Origin of the sequence: Candidatus Methylopumilus universalis (genome assembly GCF_006364435.1) — a bacterium.
GTDB lineage: Bacteria > Pseudomonadota > Gammaproteobacteria > Burkholderiales > Methylophilaceae > Methylopumilus > Methylopumilus universalis.
Window position 1 is genome coordinate 529,760 of sequence record NZ_CP040977.1, and the last position, 22,263, is coordinate 552,022.

Annotated in this window: 20 protein-coding genes; 11 read left to right on the plus strand and 9 right to left on the minus strand. The window is 36.1% G+C overall.

The window, feature by feature from the left end; all coding sequences use genetic code 11:
- Window positions 1–5: 5 nt before the first annotated feature.
- From FIT70_RS02990 to aat, 3 genes are read right to left on the minus strand one after another with little or no spacing between them, the layout of a single operon-like run.
- Window positions 6–860, minus strand: a complete 855-nt coding sequence (locus FIT70_RS02990) for a prephenate dehydrogenase (RefSeq protein WP_139874455.1) — start codon at window positions 858–860, stop codon at window positions 6–8.
- Between the two features lie 14 nt (window positions 861–874).
- Complete coding sequence (locus FIT70_RS02995; RefSeq protein WP_139867505.1) at window positions 875–1,636, minus strand: arginyltransferase; 762 nt, start codon at window positions 1,634–1,636, stop codon at window positions 875–877.
- Window positions 1,633–2,319 carry a leucyl/phenylalanyl-tRNA--protein transferase gene (aat, locus tag FIT70_RS03000; protein ID WP_049814254.1) on the minus strand — a complete coding sequence of 229 codons (687 nt, stop codon included), beginning with the start codon at window positions 2,317–2,319 and terminating at the stop codon, window positions 1,633–1,635. Before aat ends, FIT70_RS02995 begins: the two co-directional genes overlap by 4 nt.
- 35 nt (window positions 2,320–2,354) lie before the next feature.
- Between aat and FIT70_RS03005 the strand changes: the two genes are divergently transcribed.
- Together FIT70_RS03005 and FIT70_RS03010 are read left to right on the plus strand one after the other, a co-directional pair.
- Window positions 2,355–3,209, plus strand: a complete 855-nt coding sequence (locus tag FIT70_RS03005) for a TraB/GumN family protein (protein WP_139930570.1) — start codon at window positions 2,355–2,357, stop codon at window positions 3,207–3,209.
- 1 nt (window position 3,210) lies between these two features.
- Window positions 3,211–3,987: a TrmH family RNA methyltransferase gene (locus FIT70_RS03010; RefSeq protein WP_028817888.1), complete on the plus strand. Its 777-nt coding sequence runs from the start codon at window positions 3,211–3,213 to the stop codon at window positions 3,985–3,987.
- On the opposite strand, the gene hslO is transcribed toward FIT70_RS03010, so the two are convergent.
- From hslO to FIT70_RS03025, 3 genes are read right to left on the minus strand one after another with little or no spacing between them, the layout of a single operon-like run.
- The gene (gene hslO / locus FIT70_RS03015) at window positions 3,977–4,864 is read right to left on the minus strand and encodes an Hsp33 family molecular chaperone HslO (protein ID WP_139930572.1); all 888 of its coding nucleotides are present in this window, start codon (window positions 4,862–4,864) and stop codon (window positions 3,977–3,979) included. The two genes, FIT70_RS03010 and hslO, sit on opposite strands and share 11 nt — an antisense overlap.
- 5 nt (window positions 4,865–4,869) lie before the next feature.
- Entirely contained in the window at window positions 4,870–5,748 is an 879-nt protein-coding gene (gene gluQRS, locus FIT70_RS03020) for a tRNA glutamyl-Q(34) synthetase GluQRS (protein ID WP_139930574.1), read from the minus strand.
- Complete coding sequence (locus FIT70_RS03025) at window positions 5,749–6,063, minus strand: DUF3301 domain-containing protein (protein ID WP_049814255.1); 315 nt, start codon at window positions 6,061–6,063, stop codon at window positions 5,749–5,751.
- Between the two features lie 237 nt (window positions 6,064–6,300).
- Here FIT70_RS03025 and FIT70_RS03030 point away from each other — a divergent pair, with 237 nt between their 5' ends.
- Genes FIT70_RS03030 through FIT70_RS03045 form a run of 4 tightly spaced genes read left to right on the plus strand, consistent with a single transcriptional unit; the run spans window position 6,301 to window position 10,538 of the window.
- Window positions 6,301–7,491, plus strand: a complete 1,191-nt coding sequence (locus FIT70_RS03030; protein ID WP_139930576.1) for an ammonium transporter — start codon at window positions 6,301–6,303, stop codon at window positions 7,489–7,491.
- A gap of 45 nt (window positions 7,492–7,536) precedes the next feature.
- Complete coding sequence (gene ispD, locus FIT70_RS03035; protein WP_139884329.1) at window positions 7,537–8,217, plus strand: 2-C-methyl-D-erythritol 4-phosphate cytidylyltransferase; 681 nt, start codon at window positions 7,537–7,539, stop codon at window positions 8,215–8,217.
- A gap of 9 nt (window positions 8,218–8,226) precedes the next feature.
- Window positions 8,227–8,703: a 2-C-methyl-D-erythritol 2,4-cyclodiphosphate synthase gene (gene ispF / locus FIT70_RS03040; protein WP_139931370.1), complete on the plus strand. Its 477-nt coding sequence runs from the start codon at window positions 8,227–8,229 to the stop codon at window positions 8,701–8,703.
- A 5-nt stretch (window positions 8,704–8,708) separates the two neighbouring features.
- Complete coding sequence (locus FIT70_RS03045) at window positions 8,709–10,538, plus strand: ABC transporter ATP-binding protein (RefSeq protein WP_028817895.1); 1,830 nt, start codon at window positions 8,709–8,711, stop codon at window positions 10,536–10,538.
- Here the strand turns inward: FIT70_RS03045 and FIT70_RS03050 are convergent.
- Window positions 10,535–11,089, minus strand: a complete 555-nt coding sequence (locus tag FIT70_RS03050; RefSeq protein ID WP_028817896.1) for a Smr/MutS family protein — start codon at window positions 11,087–11,089, stop codon at window positions 10,535–10,537. The genes FIT70_RS03045 and FIT70_RS03050 overlap by 4 nt on opposite strands.
- Window positions 11,090–11,093: 4 nt before the next feature.
- Window positions 11,094–12,035 carry a thioredoxin-disulfide reductase gene (gene trxB, locus FIT70_RS03055; RefSeq protein WP_139930578.1) on the minus strand — a complete coding sequence of 314 codons (942 nt, stop codon included), beginning with the start codon at window positions 12,033–12,035 and terminating at the stop codon, window positions 11,094–11,096.
- A 168-nt stretch (window positions 12,036–12,203) separates the two neighbouring features.
- On the opposite strand from trxB, the gene FIT70_RS03060 reads away from it, so the two are divergent.
- Genes FIT70_RS03060 through serS form a run of 4 tightly spaced genes read left to right on the plus strand, consistent with a single transcriptional unit; the run spans window position 12,204 to window position 18,090 of the window.
- On the plus strand, window positions 12,204–14,504 hold the full coding sequence (locus FIT70_RS03060; protein WP_139931372.1) for a DNA translocase FtsK: 2,301 nt from the start codon (window positions 12,204–12,206) through the stop codon (window positions 14,502–14,504).
- Window positions 14,497–15,504 carry an outer membrane lipoprotein periplasmic chaperone LolA gene (gene lolA / locus FIT70_RS03065; RefSeq protein ID WP_139930580.1) on the plus strand — a complete coding sequence of 336 codons (1,008 nt, stop codon included), beginning with the start codon at window positions 14,497–14,499 and terminating at the stop codon, window positions 15,502–15,504. The genes FIT70_RS03060 and lolA overlap by 8 nt, the downstream gene beginning before the upstream one ends.
- Window positions 15,505–15,509: 5 nt before the next feature.
- Complete coding sequence (locus FIT70_RS03070; RefSeq protein WP_139930582.1) at window positions 15,510–16,814, plus strand: replication-associated recombination protein A; 1,305 nt, start codon at window positions 15,510–15,512, stop codon at window positions 16,812–16,814.
- A gap of 7 nt (window positions 16,815–16,821) precedes the next feature.
- A complete protein-coding gene (serS, locus tag FIT70_RS03075) occupies window positions 16,822–18,090 on the plus strand; it encodes a serine--tRNA ligase (RefSeq protein ID WP_139884331.1) in 1,269 nt (422 codons plus the stop codon).
- Here the strand turns inward: serS and rpiA are convergent.
- Window positions 18,087–18,761 carry a ribose 5-phosphate isomerase A gene (gene rpiA, locus FIT70_RS03080; RefSeq protein WP_139871396.1) on the minus strand — a complete coding sequence of 225 codons (675 nt, stop codon included), beginning with the start codon at window positions 18,759–18,761 and terminating at the stop codon, window positions 18,087–18,089. The two genes, serS and rpiA, sit on opposite strands and share 4 nt — an antisense overlap.
- Window positions 18,762–18,829: 68 nt before the next feature.
- Between rpiA and mfd the strand changes: the two genes are divergently transcribed.
- Window positions 18,830–22,234 (plus strand): transcription-repair coupling factor, encoded by a 3,405-nt coding sequence (gene mfd, locus FIT70_RS03085; protein WP_420897692.1) that lies wholly within the window; start codon window positions 18,830–18,832, stop codon window positions 22,232–22,234.
- Window positions 22,235–22,263 lie beyond the last annotated feature (29 nt).

Here is a 22,263-nt window from a genome sequence, read left to right on the forward strand (position 1 = left end):
TTAAATTATCGAGACCATTCGCTTCGAGTTTTGCTTGCATTTTCGAATAACATCAAAATCTTTTTTTCATCTTCATGCTCAATAGCTTCTTTTAGCAATTTGATTTGATTTTCAAAGTGCTTAATATCATCAAGGATAAATTTTTTATTTGCGAGTGTAATGTCTTTCCACATCTCAGGAGAGCTTGCTGCAATTCTTGTAAAATCTTTAAATCCACTTGCAGCAAATTTTAAAAGTTCATTTGCATTTGCTCTTTGGGTAATCATATCCACGAGTGAAAAAGCTAAAAGATGTGGAAGATGGCTGATTGTTGAAAATATTTTGTCATGATCGCTATGAGACATATTTGAAACTATAGCGCCTGCATTTTTCCATAGCCCTTCAATTACCTCTTTTGCGCGAGGAGATGTATCATGATCTGGCGTTAAAATCACATTTTTATCTTTAAATAAATCAATATGAGCTGCCGTTGCACCATGTTTTTCTGATCCAGCAATAGGGTGACCGCCAATAAACTGTGAGTATTGACTACCTAAAATTTGTTTTGCTGACTCAATAACACTTGTTTTGGTACTTCCAACATCAGTGATAATTGTATGTGAAGATAAATGAGGTTGAATCGTTTTAAGTATCAAGGGGAATTGCGCCACCGGTGTTGCAATAATAATGATATGAGCCTCTGCAATATCTTTATTTAATTCTTGGCTCGTACGATCAATAAGTTTAAGTTTAATGGCATCATTGAGATTATCTTGGTTTCTGCCGACGCCAACAATATCTGAAGCGAGACCTGATTTTTTTGCAGAGAGTGCAATAGATCCCCCGATAAGACCGACACCAAAAATAAGAATTTTATTCACTGTATATAGTTGATTTATTTGATATTGTTTAACAATTGAATTGTATCATGTTCACTATTAAATGATCGCCATTCGTTATTGATGAATAGCTCAAAAGGTTTAAAGTGAGTTTTGTAATTCATCTTTTTGCTTTCTTGAATCCAGTAGCCCAAATAAACATAATCTAATTTTTTTTCAGCACACCAATTAATGAGCCATAGTATGGAATAAGTTCCATAGCTGAATGATTTATCAGACGTATCAAAAAATGTATACACCGCAGAAATGCCGTCTTCAACTATATCGACAAAACTTACAATTTTTAAATCCCCTTGATCTTGAAATTGAATTAATCGACTATCAATATTGCTTTGTAATAAAAACTCACTGTACTGATTAACATCATCATCCGTTGCTTTTATTTTTTCATGTCTATTTTTTTGATATTCCAAATAAAGCTTGAAATGATCCTCGTGAAAGGAAAGGGGAAGTACAGAAGTTTGAAGATGCTGATGATTTTTAATAATTCTTTTAGCGCTTTTTGAGCGCATAAAATCTTTAACATTAATACGAATAGGAATACATGCACTACAAAGTTCGCAATAAGGTTTGTACGTAAATTTACCGCTCCTTCGAAAGCCTTTTTTTATAAGATCATCGAAGTGTTTTTGGCTAATAAGGTGATGAGGCGTAGCAACTAATGATTGAGATGCTCGACCTTCTATGTAGCCACAGGCATAACTTGTTGTGACGTAGAATTGAATCTTATGACTTGATAATTCGTCAGGAAGGCTCATGTTTTAATATAAGTATTAAGTAGTTGAATAAATCGGTCACGAGAGATCTCTTTAGCACCTAAACTTAAAAGATGGTTCGTTTTCATCTGACAGTCTACCATCTTAATGCCTATGTTTTTTAGATGCTGAATGGCAAGAACAAAAGCTATTTTAGAGGCGTCTCTTTCATAATGAAACATAGATTCACCAAAGAAAACGCCATCTAAAACTATTCCATAAAGGCCGCCGACGAGATTTTCATTAACGTAGATTTCAAAAGAATGAGCAATTTTTGATTGATGTAATTCTGTGTATGCATTAATAATGCGATCGTCAATCCATGTGCCATCTTGGCCTTTTCTTTTAATCTCACTGCAATGTTTAATAATAGATGAAAAATCATTGTCTATTAAAAATCGATAATTATTTTTCCTAATTTTCTTGGATAGTGACGATGAAATTATAAGGTCTTCAGGGAACAATATTAATCTTGGGTCGGGTGACCACCATAAAATAGGTTCGTGTTTATTGAACCAAGGAAATATTCCTTGCTTATAAGCCTCAATAATTTTTTTAGCTTCAAGTGTTTTTGATATTGCGATAAGGCCATTAGGTTCAATAAGCGCTTGATCAGTCTTAGGAAAGGGGTCATGATTACTAAGTAAAGCGATGGAACCGAATTCAGTTTTTATCCATTGAGCCATGTTTTTGTGAGGAAAGCTTAATTTAATTTCAAGGTATGAAACGTTTTTTAATATTAGTTATATTACTCTTAAATACAGTCTCATTTGCTAACGCTAGTGAGCGAGGATTATTCTGGAAATTAAAAGCACCGAATGGTTTGACGCATTATTTATTCGGCACTATTCATACAGATGACAATAGAATTATTAAGTTCTTGCCTGCCGTTAAAAAATCCATCAATGCATCTGATCTTCTTTTGGTTGAGATTACCCCTGGCGACCATTCACAAAATCTTTTTATGAAGAATTATTCTCTCGTATCAAACTTAAATGCTGAAGAGCTTAATCAAATTAAAAAACTTTCAGAATTTCATGTTATGTATTTCGAGAATGTCATAAGAATGAAGCCTTGGCTCTTGGCTATTATCTTCGACTCTCCTAAGCCCCATACCGAATTTAATCAAGATTATCTTTTAATGGCAATGGCTGAGGATTTAGATAAAGAAGTGTTAGGAATTGAGTCATCAAAAGAACATTTTGCTTCGATGGACTCCCTCTCGCTAGATGAACAACTAATGATGCTTAGAGCGGTTTTAAAAAAAACAGAGAAAGAAAGATTGTATGATTACAATCTGCTCATGAAGGAATATCTCTCGGCCGATGTTGAGCAAATACGTAAAACTGACGAACAATTAACAGGTAAGTTATTACCCAAAGCTTTGTGGGCTAAAATTAAAATTCAGCTTATGGATGAAAGAAATAAAAAGATGGCCATAAAAATTAAAGAGCTTGCACAAGACAAACAATTATTTATTGCAGTCGGAGCATCACATCTTTCAGGTAAGGATGGCTTGTTAAGTCAGTTAAGAGATTCAGGGTTTAAATTGACACCTTTAAAAGCATTTGAATAGTATGAAACGACAGCTCATCTCATCTCGTGGCAATCAGCATTTCAAGCACTTAAAAAAACTTAACGAGTCACCTCGTTATCGGCATGAGGTTCAGCAAACTATCTTAGATGGTATTCATCTTATCGAATCTTATGCTGAGCGCTTTGGTTCACCCGACTCTGTGGCTTTAATTCAGGGCAGTGATATTGATAAAATTGCACCATATCTTAATGAAGATACACAAGTATTGGAATTTCCAGCGGGGCTCTTTTCTGAAATAGCACCAGTGATATCACCTACAGGCATTCTTGCATCTATTAATATTCCACATTTAGAAACTCCAGAAAATCAAAACTGTATTTTATTGTTAGAAGATATTCAAGATCCAGGCAACTTAGGTAGCATATTAAGATCTGCAAGTGCCTCAGGTGTAGATCTTGTTTACTTGTCTGATCATTGCGCTGATATTTGGTCGCCTAAGGTATTAAGAGGCGGACAAGGCGCACATTTTTATTTGCCATGTATTGAGAATGCAGTTTTTTCTGATATTACAAAAGCATTCAAGGGAAAAATTTTTGCAACTGAATTAACTGGGAAATCTGTATTTAAAGAGAATTTAAAAGGACCTGTTGCTTTTATTTTTGGTAACGAGGGCAATGGGCTTCAGTCAGAAACAATAGGCTTAGCTTCCGATTCAATTCATATACCTATGGAAAAAGGTATTGAATCTTTAAATGTTTCCGCTGCTGTATCGATTTGTTTATATGAAAAATATAGACAAGAAAATTCTAATGTTTAACCGAATTATTTGACTCGTTAAATACAAAAACTACTTCATCTTCTGAATATTTGTAACATTCATTGCAGAAATCGCAGTGAATCGTAATCGACGCTTGTTCTTCGATGATAGATTCACACTCTTTTTTCCCAATAAGGCGAAGCATATTTTCCACACTTTTTTTAGAGCAGCTGCAATAAAAACTAAGATAGGTAGGATCGTATAGGCGAATTGTCTCTGTTAAAAATACATTCTGAAGAATTTCAGATGCCTCTAATTCTGGACCAAGTGAATTAAAAGATTGGTTGGCAGATTTCACAACACTTTCCCAAACCCCTCTCATTTCATCCTGATTTAATTCCTGTGTTGAAGAATTAAATGGAAGTTTTTGAATAAGAAGCCCACAGAAAATATCATTTTGAGAATGAATCCAGAGTTTGGTTTGGATCTGTTCTGACCTTAACATATAATTTTCAAGGAGCTCGCTGATTGAATTCCCTTCCATAGGCACGATACCTTGATAAGGCGTCTTTGCATTTTTTTGTACTAAAGTAATAATGAAGTGACCTTCTTTTATAAGGTCAATGGGCGATAGAGATTCTATAGGGCCGCTCCATTTTACTGTGCCCCGCATACCTAAATTTCCATTGCATTCAGCAATTAATAATTTTAGTGGTCCATTGGTTTGAATTTGTAATGTGAGTGAGCCATCTAGCTTAAGAGTGGAAGCTAGAAGGGCACTTGCCACCATAAGTTCTCCGAGAGCGGTATGAAGATTTTTTGGAAGTGCTTGATGTTGTGTGGCCTCTTCGATTGTATGACTTAACTTCACATAGTTACCTCGAATGTCCGTATCTTCAAAAATAAATCGATATAATTTGTCTTCTGAGTTATGCATAAAATTTAAATTTCAATAGTTTTTATTTTGGGCACAAGTGAGATGTCCCATAATTGAATAGCTGTGGTCCAAAAGTTTGTAAGTGTATTTTCTTTTCTAATAACTTCATAGTCTTGTCCAAGAAATTTAAGGCATGCAATTAAATTATCTTTTACGTTTGAAATGTTAATAGGCATAGATTGGTTTTCTTTACTTAGTTTTTTTTGATTTAAAGTAGCCACAGGGACATGGCCATAGGTGACTTTAGGTAGCGATAAAATTTTTTGTAAGTATATTTGTCTTGATGAAGAGTCAATGAGGTCGCTTCCTCTTATGATGGTATTGATATTTTGCAATGCATCATCAATCACTACAGCAAGTTGATACGCATAAATGCCATCTGATCTTTTTAAAATAAAATCTCCAAATTCTTTTAATATATTCTGTTTAATCCCGCCTTGAATTTTATCTTCAAACTCTATGAATAAATCTTCTACTTTCACTCTTAAGGCGTGATGATTTGAATCTAATATTTTATTTCTGCAAGTCCCCGGGTAAATCATTCCATCAATACCAGTTATGGCTGAGTCGGCAATTTCTTTTCTGCTACATTCGCAATAATAGGTAATTTTTTTTTCATTTAATTTCGATAAGAAAGACTGGTATATATCTAGTCGGTGGCTTTGATAAACAACTTCATCATCCCAATGGAAACCATGCTGATGAAGCGTATCCAAAATTGTTTTGTCACTTCCTTTGACAGTTCTTGGTTGGTCGAGATCTTCTATGCGCACCTTCCAAATACCATGTTGGTGTTTAGCATCAAGATAACTTGCGACTGCGGTAATTAGTGATCCAAAATGCATTGGGCCTGTTGGAGAAGGTGCGAAGCGACCAATATACATTTAAGAAACTGTATTGATGTAGGGTGGAATATGCCAGTTATGTAAGTGCTTGCCCAAGAGGAAGAGATTACATTTGATTCGATCATTTGTGGAGCTACTTACCATGAATTCGTAACATCTTAATATGGCAACCTGACCTTCTTCATTTCGTTTTAAAGTAATTTTTTCGCATGCAACCGTTTCGTCTAAAAATTGTAGATCAAATTGTTTAGATAAATTTTTCCCAAACTGAATAGCAAGTTCACGTTTTGAGATTGAATCAATCCAAAACCAAACGATCACGATTAGTAAAGCAAGAAGGGTATATTCCAGCATAAATGTAATTTAAAAAATGATCTTCATATCTTAAACGCGCTTCACCATCACTTAGTGGTTATTTTTATGCATTATTTGTGTGCATAAAAACATTAATTCATAAAAATGCACATAAATAGTGCTTAAAAATAGAAATTTTGAAAATTTTAAGATAAAAAAAACACAATTTCTTATTTTTATTCATTCTTATATAAAATTATATTTAATTTAATACTCTAAAGATAAGGAATGTCCGCCATGGATAACTTAATTGGTGCAAATGATGTTTTATTTGTTTTATTGGGCGCGATTATGGTGCTTGCTATGCATGCGGGTTTTGCATTTCTAGAAGTGGGCACTGTGCGTCATAAAAATCAAGTCAATGCCCTTGTTAAAATCCTTGTCGATTTTTCAGTATCTACACTTGCCTACTTTTTTATAGGTTATGGCATTGCCTATGGGGTGAGTTTCTTATCACCTGCAGAAACATTGTCTGCTAAAAATGGCTATGAACTCGTAAAGTTTTTCTTTTTACTTACTTTTGCTGCAGCTATTCCTGCAATTATATCTGGGGGCATAGCTGAAAGAGCTAAATTCAATTCTCAATTAGCAGCTACCTTCGCTTTGGTGGGTTTCGTATATCCATTTTTTGAGGGTATTGCTTGGAATAATCATTTAGGTGTCCAATCTTTCCTCGAAGGTAATTTTGGATTTAAATTCCACGATTTTGCAGGCTCAGTAGTTGTGCATGCAATGGGAGGCTGGATTGCTTTGGCGGCGGTTTTATTGCTTGGGGCAAGACATGGAAGATATGGTAAAGATGGAAGGCTTCAAGCTTACCCACCATCTAATATTCCCTTTTTAGCTTTAGGAGCTTGGATCTTAACTGTAGGGTGGTTTGGCTTTAACGTCATGTCAGCGCAAACAGCGAATGGTATTTCAGGGCTTGTAGCGATTAATTCTCTGATGGCATTAGCAGGGGGCACCATAGCAGCTCTTATCGTTGGAAAAAATGATCCTGGCTTTATTCATAATGGACCTCTTGCAGGCCTTGTTGCGGTGTGTGCAGGATCAGATATTTTTCATCCCATAGGCGCTCTTATGACTGGCTTAGTTGCAGGCATTCTTTTTGTATGGGCTTTTACCCTTACACAAAACCGTTTAAAAATTGATGATGTATTGGGCGTGTGGCCATTGCATGGACTTTGTGGTGCTTGGGGTGGTATTGCCGCTGGTATTTTTGGATCTACTTATTTTGGTGGCATGGGAGGTGTTAGTTTTGCATCTCAACTTATAGGAACTTTATTAGGCGTATTTACAGCGCTTGCCGGGGGATTTTTAGTTTACGGCATTATTAAGTATTTCTTTGGGATTCGACTAACGCAAGAAGAAGAATTTAATGGCGCTGATATTTCGATTCATAAAATTGCAGCTAATTCAGAAGATTAATCTTATCTCTTAAAAGCATTACCTGATGCCATGTTAAAATTTCCCATGGCAAAATTTCACATCATTATTCCAGCAGCAGGCTCAGGTTCAAGAATGGGGTTGGGCCAACCCAAACAGTACCTTAAAATTCATAAAAAAACTTTCATTGAAAGAGTAATTCGAGTTTTTGAAAATATCTCTCACGTCGACTCTATTCATATTGCTCTTCACCCAAATGATGATATGTGGAATACACTCAATCTTTCTTTGTCATCTAAAGTTAGCACGCATTATTGTGGCGGTGACTCTCGAGCTAAGACGGTCCTGAATACATTAGAAACTATAAAAAAACATACGGACGAGAATGATTGGATTTTAGTTCATGATGCGGCCCGCCCAGGCATTCAAGAAAAAGATGTTATTCATCTAATAGAGACTTTAAAAAATGATCCCGTAGGTGGCTTACTTGCTTACCCTATAGCTGACACTATAAAAAAATCTGACAAAGAAGATAGAGTTATTGATTCGCCAGTAAGAGATCATTTATGGCAAGCGCAAACACCACAAATGTATAGGTATAGAATGTTAACCGAGGCACTTAAGTCATTTAATGGCATTCCAACCGATGAGTCTCAAGCAATCGAGAGTTTAGGAATGAAACCAAAATTAATTAAAGGTGATTTTAGAAATTTTAAAGTAACTTACCAAGAAGACCTTAATATTCTTGAACATTTAATAACTGAATAGGTATTTATGATGATAAAAGTGGGGCAAGGTTTTGATGTTCATCAGTTAGTTAGTGGAAGAAGGTGCATTATTGGGGGGGTGGAAATCCCTTTTCATAAAGGATTAGACGGCCATTCAGATGCTGATGTTCTTTTACATGCAATTGCAGATGCAATTCTTGGTGCTGCTGGTTTAGGAGATATAGGCCAGCATTTTCCAAATACAGACCCCTCTATTAAGGATATAGACTCCAGAGATATTTTAAAAAAAGTAATTTTATTAATTCAAGAAAAAAAATACTCGATTATTAATATTGATGCCACGGTGATTTGTGAATTACCTAAATTGGCACCGTATATTGATCGCATGAAAAATAATATCGCATTAGATTGCGGTCTTGATATCAAAGCAGTCAATGTGAAAGCAACAACAACTGAAACTCTTGGATTTACTGGAAGAGGCGAAGGTATTGCAGCTCAAGCTATTTGTTTGATAGAGTCGCAATAAGTTTTATGTTTCAACGCTTTGAAAAACTCCTTAATCCTTTCCCCGAGTACTTTTTAACCACGCCACCCAAAACCCTGTTGTTGTTTGTATGGGCATGCACTAAAAATCTTAGGTGGCTCATTTTATTTATGGCCCTATTAACAGCGGTGATAGGGAGCTTTGAAGCTATTTTATTCTCATATATGGGTTCTTTGATTGACTTACTAAATCATTCAAGCCCAGAAAATTTTTGGTCTCAAAATACTTCTATGCTTATTTCAGCATCAGTAGTTTTAATCTTAAGTACATTACTTGTTTTATTCCAAACCTTAATTAAACATCAATCCCTTGCAGGTGCATTTCCAATGCGAATGCGTTGGAATTTTCACCGATTACTTCTTAATCAGAGTATGAATTTTTATCACAATGAATTTGCAGGGAGGGTTGCTGCAAAAGTGATGCAAACTGCTCTTGCGGTTAGGGATTTATGGTTCATTTTGGCTGACATTTTGGTCTATGTAGTTATTTATTTTTTAACGATGATTTTTGTTGTAGGCCAATTTAATTTGATACTAATGCTTCCATTTCTTAGCTGGTTTCTTTTGTATATTTTGGTCCTTATTTATTTTGTACCCCGCTTAAGTAAATTGTCGAGAAATCAAGCTGATGCAAGGTCATTAATGACGGGGCGCATTACAGATGCTTATACGAATATAAGCACCATTAAACTCTTCTCGCATGCTGGACGAGAAGCGAACTTTGCTAAAGTTGCAATGAATGATTTTTTAGGCGCTGTAAATATGCAAATGCGATTAGTCAGTTGGATTGAAATTATTAATCATTTTTTAAGTATGTTACTTGTGATTGGGACAGGTATTGTTTCAATTTGGCTTTGGTCGAAGAATGAAATCATGGTGGGAGTGGTCGCAACTTCTACAGCAATGGCTTTGAGATTGAATGGCATATCGCACTGGGTCATGTGGGAAATGACATCCTTATATGAGCAAGTTGGAACTCTTCAAGACGGCCTCAATACACTTTCAATTCATCAAGAAATTCAAGATGTTGAAAATGCAGAAGATCTCATCATCAAAAAAGCTTCAGTTTCATTTAAAAATATTGTTTTTAATTATCCTAATCAAAAAACATCAGTCATTCATAATTTTTCATTGAATATCAAGCCTGGAGAAAAAGTTGGTCTAGTAGGTAAGTCTGGATCAGGTAAATCTACACTCGTAAATTTATTATTGCGATTTTATGACCTTAAATCAGGTGTAATTACTATCGACAATCAAGATATATCAAAAGTAAATCAAAATAGCTTGAGAGAAAAGATTGGTATGGTTACACAAGATACATCCTTACTTCACCGCTCAGTTAAAGACAATATAGTTTATGGACGGCCTAATGCCACTCGAAACGAAATGATTGGCGCAGCAAAAAGAGCTAAAGCTCATGATTTTATAATGCGACTGGAAGATAATCTTTCTAGAAAAGGCTATGAAGCTCATGTCGGAGAAAGAGGTGTTAAGTTGTCGGGTGGTCAAAGGCAACGTATTTCTATTGCAAGAGTTATGTTGAAAGATGCACCTATATTGTTATTAGATGAAGCGACAAGCGCACTTGATTCTGAAATTGAAGTTGTAATTCAACAAAGTCTTTATCAATTAATGGAAGGTAAGACGGTAATCGCAATTGCACATCGACTATCAACGATTGCTGCAATGGATAGGCTTATTGTGATTGATAAAGGCAAAATTATTGAAGAGGGGTCTCATAATGAGCTTATTAAAAAGAAAGGGTTGTATGCGAGACTTTGGAAGCATCAAAGTGGAGGCTTTTTAGGCGAAGCTTAATGCGCAGTTAATAAAACAATAACTGCTCCACTCCCTCCGTCGTGAGCTCGAGCTTGAGCGTATGCGATGACTTCTTCTTTTTGCGCTAACCAATGCTTAAGTTTATTTTTAAGAATGGGTTCTTTGTTTTTAGAGTTATAACCTTTTCCATGCACGATACGAACGCAGCGTATATTATTTTTTTTACATTCAGCTATAAAGTGAACTACATATGCTTTCGCTTCATCGGAAATCATGCCATGAAGATCAATAGATTTTTGAACGACCCAGTAACCTTTCCTTAGTTTTTTTAAGACATCGGGCGAGTGACCTTGCCTGATATAGAAAAGCTCCTCACCATTTTCAATATCATGCAGCGGCTCGTAATGATCGCTAATAGAATCAATCAGCGCTTGTTTTTCATCCCTAATAAAATTTAGAGGTACGGGCTTGGGTTTTTTTTGAGGTGCTTTATGTTCTTTTTTTTTCGAACTGATTTTTAATGGAGTTGCGCCTTTAATGGCTTCCCTGAATAAATCAATTTCGTCTTTCTCATTTTCATTTTTTGCCATGACATTATTTCGTTAAAAATCTTTCTGCATCGAGGGCTGCCATACAACCGGTTCCAGCACTTGTTACTGCTTGGCGATAAATATGATCTTGAACATCCCCAGCTGCAAATACGCCAGGTATTGAAGTCGCAGTAAAATTACCATGACGACCCGCATTTGTGATGATATAACCATTTTCCATATCCAACTGACTTTCGAAGATTGAGGTATTAGGTTGATGACCAATGGCAATAAAAACACCTTTGAGTGCTATCGATTTACTTTCATTTGTATTTACATCTTTAATTTTGATTCCAGTTACGCCTGAAGCATCACCTAGAACTTCCTCTAGAGTTTTAAATGTTTCAAGGACAATTTTTCCTTCTTTCACGCGATCGTGAATTTTATCCATTTGAATAGCTTCAGCTTTGAATTTGTCGCGCCTGTGAATTAATGTCACTTTATTTGCGATATTGGATAGATAGAGCGCCTCTTCGACAGCTGTATTTCCGCCACCAACAACAGCTACCTCTTGGTTTTTATAAAAAAAGCCATCGCATGTTGCACAAGCAGAAACACCCTTGCCTAAAAATGCAGTTTCACTATCTAATCCAAGATATTTTGCTGATGCACCAGTTGAAATAATAAGTGCGTCACAAGTGTACTCAGATGAGTCCCCAATAAGTCGAATAGGTTTTTCTTTAAGGTGTGTTGTATGAATATGGTCAAACACAATTTCAGTGTTGAAGCGCTTAGCATGTTTTTCAAAGCGTTCCATAAGCTCAGGCCCCATAACCCCATCAGGATCTGCAGGCCAATTATCAACATCTGTCGTAGTCATTAATTGACCCCCTTGAGCAATCCCTGTGATAAGAACGGGATTAAGGTTTGCTCTGGCAGCATAAACTGCAGCAGAATAGCCTGCTGGACCAGAGCCTAAGATGATAAGTTGGGCATGTTTTGCCATAAAAAATTCCTGAAAAGAGTGTGAAGTTACAAACGATCAATTTTAGTTTTCATCGTCTGATTAAGCAAACCTATTTTTGACAGAAGGGCCTTTTTTTGAGGCTTTTTTCATCATTTTTTGGCACTTCAAACTGATATAATTGATGAAACATTCCGAGCACTTATAACCTTGTTTTTTAAAAAAAAATCAGAATCTGGAAAAGCTAGCCAAACTCCACAGGATAATAAACTTAGTGGGATTAAAAGTAAGCTCACACGCGAAGCTTGGTGGTTAAGTTTAATTTTTTTAGGCTTTTATTTAACCATCACCCTTGCGACATACTCTAGCCAAGATCCGTCGTGGTCTCATAGCGTCAGTGGCACACATTCAATTCATAATGCTGGCGGAATTATTGGTTCGTATTTATCTGATTTACTCCTCTATATTTTCGGTTTATCAAGCTGGTGGCTGAGTTTCTTATGTTTCTTTAGTATTTGGCTTCTCTACCCTCAATACAATAAAGATTTAAAAGGCTATCGCTCTTTTTTGCTTTTTAATTATTTTGGTTTCTTTCTATTAATTTCTGCTTCATCTGCTTTTGAAGCAGGTCACTTAATAGACCTTCCAGCCCAATTTCCACTAAGCCAAGGCGGCTTGCTTGGAAGATTATTCGACCAAGCATTGCGTTCGTCTTTAGGTTATGTCGGCTCAAGTATTTTCTTGATCACATCGATTGCGATCGGATTCAGCTTATTTACAGGATGGTCATGGCTTAAAATTTCAGAGCATTCTGGACACTTTACTTTCGCTCTATTCCAAAGAGGTCAGTATCGATATAGAGATTGGCAAGATCGCAAACATGGGAGAATTATTGAGCAGCAGAGATTAGAGCTCTTAGAGAGTGAACGAAGAAAATCTGAAAATAGATCCCCAGTTAATATTGAGTCTCCGGACGTACAAATTAAAAAGAGTGAGCGCGTACAAAAAGAGAAACAAATTCCATTATTTAATTTTAGTGACAATTTACTACCACCTCTTCATCTTCTAGATCAGCCATCTCATCAAGTCGAACCTCAATCACCAGAAACAATTGAATTTATATCCCGACTCATTGAAAAGAAATTAATGGACTTTGGTATTGAAGCCAAAGTAATTTCAGCCCAACCTGGTCCTGTGATTACCCGTTATGAGTTTGAGCCAGCACCAGGGGTTAAGGGTAGTCAAGTCACTAACTTATCGAAAGATTTAGCGCGCGCATTGTCTGTAGTGAGTGTTCGTGTTGTTGAAACCATTCCTGGTAAAACATGTATGGGCTTAGAGATACCCAATCCTAAAAGGCAGATTGTTTACTTGTCTGAAATTATGAGCTCTCAAACCTTTGCAGATACGAGCGCTTCTCTCACAATTGCTTTAGGAAAAGATATTTCTGGTCGCCCAGAGGTTGCTGATTTATCGAAAATGCCACATGTATTAATTGCAGGTACTACGGGTTCGGGTAAGTCGGTTGCGATCAATGCATTAATTTTAAGTCTACTTTACAAGGCCAACTCTGAAAAAGTGAGGATGATTTTCATTGATCCTAAAATGCTTGAGTTATCTGTTTATGAAGGAATACCGCACTTATTAGCGCCGGTCGTAACTGATATGCGTCAAGCTGCCAACGCATTAAATTGGTGTGTAGGTGAAATGGAAAGACGTTATAAGCTGATGTCGATGTTGGGCGTTCGAAACTTAGCTGGTTACAATCAAAAAATTAAAGACAGCATGAAGGATGGCTCTCCTATTGCAGATCCTGTAAACCCAGAAAATACTGAACCATTATCTGAAATGCCACTGATTGTGATTGTGATTGATGAGCTTGCAGATTTAATGATGGTAGTAGGCAAAAAAATTGAAGAGCTCATTGCTAGACTTGCTCAAAAAGCTAGAGCTTCTGGTATCCATTTAGTGTTAGCTACACAAAGACCATCAGTAGACGTGATCACAGGACTCATTAAAGCTAATATTCCTGCAAGAATTGCATTCCAGGTATCTAGCAAAATTGATTCCAGAACAATCTTAGATCAAATGGGTGCCGAGACGTTACTTGGACAGGGTGATATGTTATATCAGCCAGCAGGCTCAGGTTATCCTCAAAGAATTCACGGAGCATTTGTTTCTGATCAAGAAGTACATAAAGTTGTGAGCTATCTTAAGTCACATGGTGAGCCAAATTATATTGAAGGTATTTTAACCAATGAAACTTCAGAGAGCGGGGATTATGGCGACTCATCTTCGAATTTCTCAGGCGAAAAAGATCCGCTTTATGATGAGGCTGTGGAATTGGTATTGCGAACAAGAAAGCCATCCATCTCTTCAGTTCAAAGACACTTGCGTATTGGATATAACCGTGCCGCAAGAATTATTGAGGATATGGAAAGAGCCGGACTTGTTTCAGCAATGCAAAGCAATGGTAATAGAGATATCCTAGCTCCAAATCAAAATGAATAAACTGTTTTTTGTTTTTCTAATGCTTTCTTTAAATGTATTTGCAGAAGGCATCTCAGATCTAAATGCTTTTGTAAATAATGTATCAAGCATGTCTTCTGAATTTAGTCAGGTTGTTTTAGATAAAAAGGGTTCTAAACTTCAAGATGTTGAAGGTGTAATGCTATTTAAAAGACCTAACAAGTTTAGATGGGATTATTTAAAGCCATATCAAAATCAAATTATCAGCGATGGTGATCGATTGTATATGTACGATCAAGATCTTAGACAAGTTTCTATTAATTCGATAGCCAAAGTGGGCGGCTCAACTCCGCTTTTAATTATCGCAGGCAAAAACATTGAAAAATATTTCACTCTTAAAAATATAGAATCTCAGGCTGGAGATGAATCCAGTCAAAATATTAAATGGGTCGAGGCTATTCCGAAGGAAGAAGGTGCTGGATTTAGTAAAGTCATGCTTGGTTTAACTGAAAATAAATTATCAGTGATGAAAATTGTTGATGCATTTGAACATATAACAACGATTAGCTTTAAGAATGCTAAATACAATGTGAGCTTATCTGATAATGATTTTTTATTCAAACTGCCTAATGGTGTTGACGTTGTTCAAAATGGCGGTGTACCAACCAATTTATCGACAACTTCTAATCCTAATAAAAATAAAGACGCGGAGTTAATTGCTTTTGCTAATGACTGGGCGAATGCGTGGTCAGCTAAAGATATCGATCTTTATTTAAGTAAATATGCACAAGATTTTAAAACTCCTAATGGCGGTGCATTTTCTTTGTGGCAAACCTCAAGGAGACAAAAAATTTCTTCTCAAGGAAAGATTCTCGTTGAAATAGAAGATATAAAACTAAGCATGAAGACCGAAAATTCTGCTCGCATACAATTTAAACAAAAATATACCTCCGATAAGCTGACTGAGATGTCTAATAAATCGCTCGTAGTTAAAAAAATTGATGGCCGTTGGTTAATTCAAGAAGAAATCTCAGGTAAATAACACCAATGAATCAAATGTTCGAACCTAATCAATCTCAATTGCCACTTGCTGAGTATTTAAGGCCTAAATTTGTTGGCGAAATAGCAGGACAAAAACATATTTTAGGTGAGGGCAAGTCTTTGCGTGTAGCTATTGAATCTGGCAATTTACCTTCAATGATTTTATGGGGGCCGCCAGGCGTAGGAAAAACTACTATTGCTCGAGTCATCGCTAATTCTATTGATGCAGAATTTATATCTGTATCTGCAGTGCTATCTGGCGTTAAAGATATTCGAGAAGCTATAGATAAAGCCCAGCTTAATTTGCAGCAATATAATAAAAAAACAATTTTATTTGTAGATGAAGTTCATCGCTTTAATAAAAGTCAGCAAGATGCATTTTTGCTACATGTTGAATCAGGATTAATTACTTTTATTGGAGCGACTACAGAGAACCCATCTTTTGAAGTTAATTCAGCTTTATTAAGTCGATCTCAAGTTTATGTTTTAAAAACGCTTGATGAAGAAGATCTTTTTTCAATTTATGAAAAAGCTAAGATATACATTGCGCCAGAAATCGAGGTGGATCATGAAGCACAGCAAGAGATTATTGCTCATGTGAATGGCGATGCTAGAAGACTGCTCAATTTTCTAGAATTGCTCTTTAATACAGCAAAATCTTTAAAAGCCAATAAAATTGATCGAGACTTTTTAAAGAAAACAATTACAAGCAAGATACGACGTTTTGATAAAGGTGGAGATCAATTTTACGACCAAATTTCAGCGCTTCATAAATCTGTGAGAGGGTCTGATCCAAATGCTGCTTTATATTGGCTTCATCGTATGTTAGATGGAGGCGCTGATCCACTTTATTTGGCGAGAAGAATCGTTAGAATCGCTGTTGAGGACATAGGCTTAGCTGATCCAAAGGGGCAAACTATGGCGCTCGAAGCTTACCAGATATATGAACGCCTTGGTTCACCTGAGGGTGAGTTAGCGCTTTCTAACGCAGTGATTTACCTATCAATTGCCGCCAAAAGCAATGCGGCATATATGGCTTTTAATGAAGTAAAAGCATTTGTAGCCGAAGGAGATAATAGTGATGTACCAGTTCATCTTCGAAATGCCCCGACTAAGCTGATGAAAGAGTTAGATTACGGAAAAAACTACCGTTATGCTCACAATGAACCTGATGCTTATGCGGTGGGTGAAAAATATTTTCCAGATAATTTAGACCCTATTGAATTTTATAAGCCTACAACTCGAGGATTAGAGGGTAAAATTCTCGAAAAAATGAATTATTTAAAATCTCAGGACAAGCAAAAGAAATAGGTTATTTATGATTGATATTCAAATACTAAGAAACGATATTGGGATTGCTAAAGATAAGCTCTTAAGCAGAGGATTTGATCTTGATGTAGCTACCTTTCAAGCATTGGAAAATGTAAGAAAAGATCTGCAAGTTAAGACGCAAGATCTTCAAGAAAAAAGAAATTCCATCTCAAAAGAAATTGGTATTTCTAAATCTAAAAATGAAAATACTGATTTACTGATGAAGAGCGTTAATGCACTTTCAGATGATTTAAAGGCTGGCGAATCAGAATTAGCAGAGCTGCAAGAAAAGATTAATCAATTCATGCTAAATATCCCTAATATTCCTCATGATTCTACCCCGATAGGTAAGTCCGAAAACGACAACCAAGTTGTGAAGACAGTTGGCGAGCCTAGAAAATTTAATTTCAAAGTTAAGGATCATGTCGATGTAGGTGCTCCGCATGGTCTTAATTTCGATTTAGGTGCAAAGCTCTCAGGCGCTCGTTTTGTTGTAATTGAAGGTAAGCTTGCGAAATTACATCGGGCTATTACGCAATATATGCTTGATACTCAAACAGATAAACATGGCTATAAGGAATGTTATACACCTTATTTGGTTAATAGCGATTCATTAATAGGCACAGGGCAGCTACCTAAATTTGAAGCTGATCTTTTTAGTCTTTCACATAACGAAAGTAAATTGTATTTAATCCCAACTTCTGAGGTGACTCTCACAAATTTTGTTCGTGACGAAGTCGTTAAGCAGTCTGACCTTCCTATTAAATTGACTGCTCATACACCTTGCTTTAGATCAGAAGCAGGATCTTACGGTAAAGATACTCGGGGCATGATTAGACAGCATCAATTTGATAAAGTTGAGATGGTTCAGATTGTGCATCCAGACAAAAGTTATGATGCGCTAGATGAAATGGTTTCCCATGCTGAATTTATACTTACCTCACTAGAGCTTCCATATCGATTACTATCCTTATGCACAGGTGATATGGGTTTTGGAGCTGCGAAAACCTTCGACTTGGAAGTTTGGCTTCCATCACAAAATACTTATCGTGAAATTTCGTCTGTTTCAAATTGTGAAGCGTTTCAAGCAAGACGCTTAAAGGCAAGGTTTAAGAGTGAGGATGGAAAAAATTTATTTGTTCACACGCTAAATGGTTCTGGACTTGCAGTAGGTAGAACATTGGTAGCGATTATTGAAAACTATCAGAATGAAGATGGCAGTATTACGATACCTAAAGTCTTAGTTCCTTATATGAGTGGTATTGAAAAGATTTAGTTTTTCCAAATCTCACGAACTTTTCCATTGCTACTAATTAAAGCGCCATGGGCGATATTGTAAAAAATACCATGTTCTACAATCCCAGGTGTTTGACACAGAAGCGCGTTTAATTTTTCAATATTTTTTTCAGTATAATTAAAATCGAGTACGAAATTACCGCAAGAGGTAATTGCATATCCATCTTTTGCTGAGTTAATTCTAATGTCGCCTGTTCCTTTTTTCATTAAGATATTTTTGACAAGCTCCCATGCAAAAGGTTGAACTTCAGAAGGAACAGGAAAGTTATCTCCAATATTTTCAACAATTTTAGATTCGTCAGCAATAACAATAAATTTTTTAGCAGATCGAGCTAACAGCTTCTCTCGAACGAGATCGTAACCGCGTCCTTTAAGTAAAGTAAGGTCTGGTGTAATTTCGTCTGCACCATCAATATAAAGATCAATTTCATTGATTTGCTCCATAGCTATAATTGGTAAGCCAGCTTCTTTTGCTTTAATCATGCTTACCACAGAGCTTGATACTGTTCTTATGTTTAGCTTTTCTTCTTTATTTCGCTTAGCTAAAGCGTCAATGAAGCAGTTAGCGGTTGATCCTGTACCCAAGCCGATAATCATATTCTCGCTAACATATTGTAAGGCTTGCTGCGCGACTAATTCTTTATCATTCATGACATTCCCTCTCAATGAATACTAGCTTTAAAGCTTATAATATTGTTAATCATTTATACATGCAATATATGCCATTAGAAGCAAATTATCAAAGTAAAGAATCACTATCAACGGCTGAAATTGACGGCTCTGATAGTTATTCTCTAGTTAAATATATTCGAGATGAAATTGTTAAAAGTAAAAAGTCTTTAGCAATTTTTACGGAGACAGCATTTGAAGCAAGGCGTCTTATGGAAGAGATGCTTTGGTTTAGTCCAAATTTAAAAATTAACTTATTACCCGATTGGGAGACTCTTCCTTACGATCACTTTTCACCGCACCCAGATCTAATATCAGAAAGACTTCTAACTCTTTATCAAGTCACTCAGAAAAGTTTTGATGTAGTTATTATTCCAGTAACTACAGCTCTTCACTTATTACCCCCTAAAAGTTATATACAACTATTTAGCTTTCATTTTCGTAAAGGCCAAAAAGTTGATATTGAGGCTTTTAAAAACCAACTAACATTAAATGGATATATGAATGTGGTTCGCGTCATGGCTCCTGGGGAATTTTCAGTAAGGGGAAGTCTTATTGATCTATTCCCTATGGGCAGCATAGTGCCGTATCGCTTAGATTTCTTTGATAACGAAATTGATTCAATTCGAACATTCGATGTTGATACACAAAGAACACTTTACCCAGTCAATGAAATTAAGTTACTTCCTGCCCGTGAATGTCCCATGGATGAAAATTCTATTAGTACATTTCGACAAAATTATCGAGAGCGTTTTGAAGGAGATCCTTCCCGCTCTTCTATTTACAAAGATATTAGCAAGGGCATACCCATTGGCGGCATTGAGTGGTACATGCCGCTATTTTTTGAAGAGATGAGTGATATTTTTAGTTATTTTTCAGATGACACGATCATTTATAAACACGGTAATCTTGATCTTGCTTGCAGTCATTTTTGGCATGAAACCGAAAAACGATTTCGGTTGTTTGCTTATGATGCTGAGAGGCCAATTTTAGAGCCTCAAAATCTTTTAATTAAACCCGATCAATTTTTTAAATCTATCAATGCCTATAAGAAGTTTGATTTAAAGCGCGTAGAAGTAAATGAAAAAATCCCTGATATATCTATTGACCGAAAGAACATTAAACCTTTAGCGAAGCTTGAAAATTTTATTATAGAAAATCCTAAAAGAGTTTTTATTTTGACGGATAACTTGGGTCGTCGAGAAACTGTCTCTGAACTTCTAAAGTTAGCTGGCATTAATTTTAAGGCGACAGATGATTGGTCATCGGCTGCAGATATAAGCGATCAAGTGGTGTTGACTGTCAGCCCAATACATCAGGGCTATATTTCATCTGAGCATGTTGTAATTACAGAATCCGAGCTTTATGTAAATACTGTGCGTCAAACAAGAAGACGTCATCGTGATAAAAATTTCTCAACTGATGCAATGATACGTGATTTGTCTGAATTAAAAGAAGGTGACCCTATTGTGCATGAGCAGTATGGTGTAGGCCGATTTAAAGGATTGTTTAATTTAGATTTTGGTGAAGGGGAGAGTGAATTCTTACTTTTACAGTATTTTGGTGACGATAAACTTTATGTACCTGTATCCAATTTAGACCTTATCTCAAGATACTCGGGAGGTCCGGCTGAAACTGCGCCTTTGCATAGGCTGGGTTCAGATCAATGGGATAAGGCGAAGAAAAAAGCCTTAAAACAAATTCATGATACTGCTGCAGACCTCTTAAACATTTATTCACAGCGCTCCATTAAAAAAGGCTACGCCTTTAAAATTAATTTACAGGATTATGAGAGATTCACCGATGGATTTCCATTCGAAGAAACCGATGATCAACTAACAGCAATTAATGCTGTGATCAATGATATGGAGTCTCAAAAGCCGATGGATCGTCTTATATGTGGCGATGTGGGGTTTGGCAAGACGGAGGTTGCATTAAGGGCGGCTTTTATTGCAGCTAATGATGGAAAGCAAGTTGCCATATTAGTCCCAACAACACTCCTTGCTGAACAGCATTACAATAATTTCATGGATCGTTTTTCAGATTCAGCTATTAGAATTGCAGAAATTTCTCGTTTTAAATCTAAAAAAGAACAAGCTGAGTCACTCATTAAATTAGCTAATGGTGAGATCGATATCATTATTGGCACACATAGACTTATTCAAAATGATATTAAATTTAGAAATTTAGGGTTAATTATTATTGATGAAGAGCACCGTTTTGGTGTGCGTCAGAAAGAATTACTTAAATCCATGCGAGCAGAAGTTGATGTCTTAACTCTTACAGCGACTCCAATTCCTCGAACGTTATCTATGGCTATGGAAGGTTTGCGAGAGTTTTCTATTATTTCTACTCCCCCACAAAAACGTTTATCAATTAAAACATTCGTAAATAACTATTCAGAAGGCATTATTCGTGAAGCAGTTTTAAGAGAATTTAATCGAGGCGGCCAAGTGTATTTCTTACACAACGATGTTGACACTATTGCTTCGATGAAAGAAAAATTAGAAAAGTTAATACCTGAAGGGGTAATTGAGATTGCACACGGACAAATGAGAGAGCGAGAGCTTGAAAGAGTGATGCATGATTTTTATCAACAAAAGGCTAACATCTTGCTTTGTACAACAATTATTGAAACCGGTATTGATATTCCATCAGCGAATACAATCATAATGAATCGTGCAGACATGTTTGGACTAGCTCAACTTCACCAATTAAGGGGTCGGGTGGGGAGGTCTCATCATCAAGCATACGCATATTTGCTTATTGATCCAGATAGAAAGATTAGTGGCCACGCACAAAAACGATTGGAAGCTATTCAGCTTCTTGAAGATTTAGGTGCAGGGTATTATCTTGCTATTCATGATTTGGAGATTCGAGGAGCAGGGGAGTTGTTAGGTGACAATCAGAGTGGGCAAATGCATGAAATTGGATTTAATCTGTATGTAGAAATGCTTAATTATGCTGTGAAGCAACTCAAAATTGGCAAAAAATTAAGTCTTGATACCCCGCTTCAAAAAAATACAGAAATTAATCTTCATACCCCAGCCATCATTACTAATGCTTATTGTGGCGACATTAATGAAAGACTTGTTCTCTATAAGCGCTTGTCAGGACTTAATGAGGAAGAGCAATTAACCGAAATGAAAGAAGAACTAATAGATCGTTTTGGTGTGATGCCCGAACAAACACAATCTCTTATTTCTTTTCATGATTTAAGAATTTTTATTCAACATCTTGATATTAAAAAAATAGATGCAAGTGATGTATCAATTCAAATCACATTTGCGAGTGACAGCAAAATTGACCCTCTCAAGCTTATTAAGTTGCTAAGTGAAGACAAGCGTTGCCGTATGAATGGACCAGACAAGATTAAGATATCTGTTTCACTTTCCGATATCTTAGAGCGTGTAAAATTTATTAAAGACTTCTTAAGTAAAATACTTTTGACTTGATAACTGTAATAGGATACTTATTTGATTTA

Coding starts and splice junctions, on each gene's coding strand:
- FIT70_RS02995 (WP_139867505.1), bottom strand. CDS start 1,636: ATGAGCCTTCCTGACGAATTATCAAGTCATAAGATTCAATTCTACGTC.
- aat (WP_049814254.1), bottom strand. CDS start 2,319: ATGGCTCAATGGATAAAAACTGAATTCGGTTCCATCGCTTTACTTAGT.
- FIT70_RS03005 (WP_139930570.1), top strand. CDS start 2,355: ATGAAACGTTTTTTAATATTAGTTATATTACTCTTAAATACAGTCTCA.
- FIT70_RS03010 (WP_028817888.1), top strand. CDS start 3,211: ATGAAACGACAGCTCATCTCATCTCGTGGCAATCAGCATTTCAAGCAC.
- hslO (WP_139930572.1), bottom strand. CDS start 4,864: ATGCATAACTCAGAAGACAAATTATATCGATTTATTTTTGAAGATACG.
- gluQRS (WP_139930574.1), bottom strand. CDS start 5,748: ATGTATATTGGTCGCTTCGCACCTTCTCCAACAGGCCCAATGCATTTT.
- FIT70_RS03025 (WP_049814255.1), bottom strand. CDS start 6,063: ATGCTGGAATATACCCTTCTTGCTTTACTAATCGTGATCGTTTGGTTT.
- FIT70_RS03030 (WP_139930576.1), top strand. CDS start 6,301: ATGGATAACTTAATTGGTGCAAATGATGTTTTATTTGTTTTATTGGGC.
- ispD (WP_139884329.1), top strand. CDS start 7,537: ATGGCAAAATTTCACATCATTATTCCAGCAGCAGGCTCAGGTTCAAGA.
- ispF (WP_139931370.1), top strand. CDS start 8,227: ATGATAAAAGTGGGGCAAGGTTTTGATGTTCATCAGTTAGTTAGTGGA.
- FIT70_RS03045 (WP_028817895.1), top strand. CDS start 8,709: ATGTTTCAACGCTTTGAAAAACTCCTTAATCCTTTCCCCGAGTACTTT.
- FIT70_RS03050 (WP_028817896.1), bottom strand. CDS start 11,089: ATGGCAAAAAATGAAAATGAGAAAGACGAAATTGATTTATTCAGGGAA.
- trxB (WP_139930578.1), bottom strand. CDS start 12,035: ATGGCAAAACATGCCCAACTTATCATCTTAGGCTCTGGTCCAGCAGGC.
- lolA (WP_139930580.1), top strand. CDS start 14,497: ATGAATAAACTGTTTTTTGTTTTTCTAATGCTTTCTTTAAATGTATTT.
- FIT70_RS03070 (WP_139930582.1), top strand. CDS start 15,510: ATGAATCAAATGTTCGAACCTAATCAATCTCAATTGCCACTTGCTGAG.
- serS (WP_139884331.1), top strand. CDS start 16,822: ATGATTGATATTCAAATACTAAGAAACGATATTGGGATTGCTAAAGAT.
- rpiA (WP_139871396.1), bottom strand. CDS start 18,761: ATGAATGATAAAGAATTAGTCGCGCAGCAAGCCTTACAATATGTTAGC.
- mfd (WP_420897692.1), top strand. CDS start 18,830: ATGCCATTAGAAGCAAATTATCAAAGTAAAGAATCACTATCAACGGCT.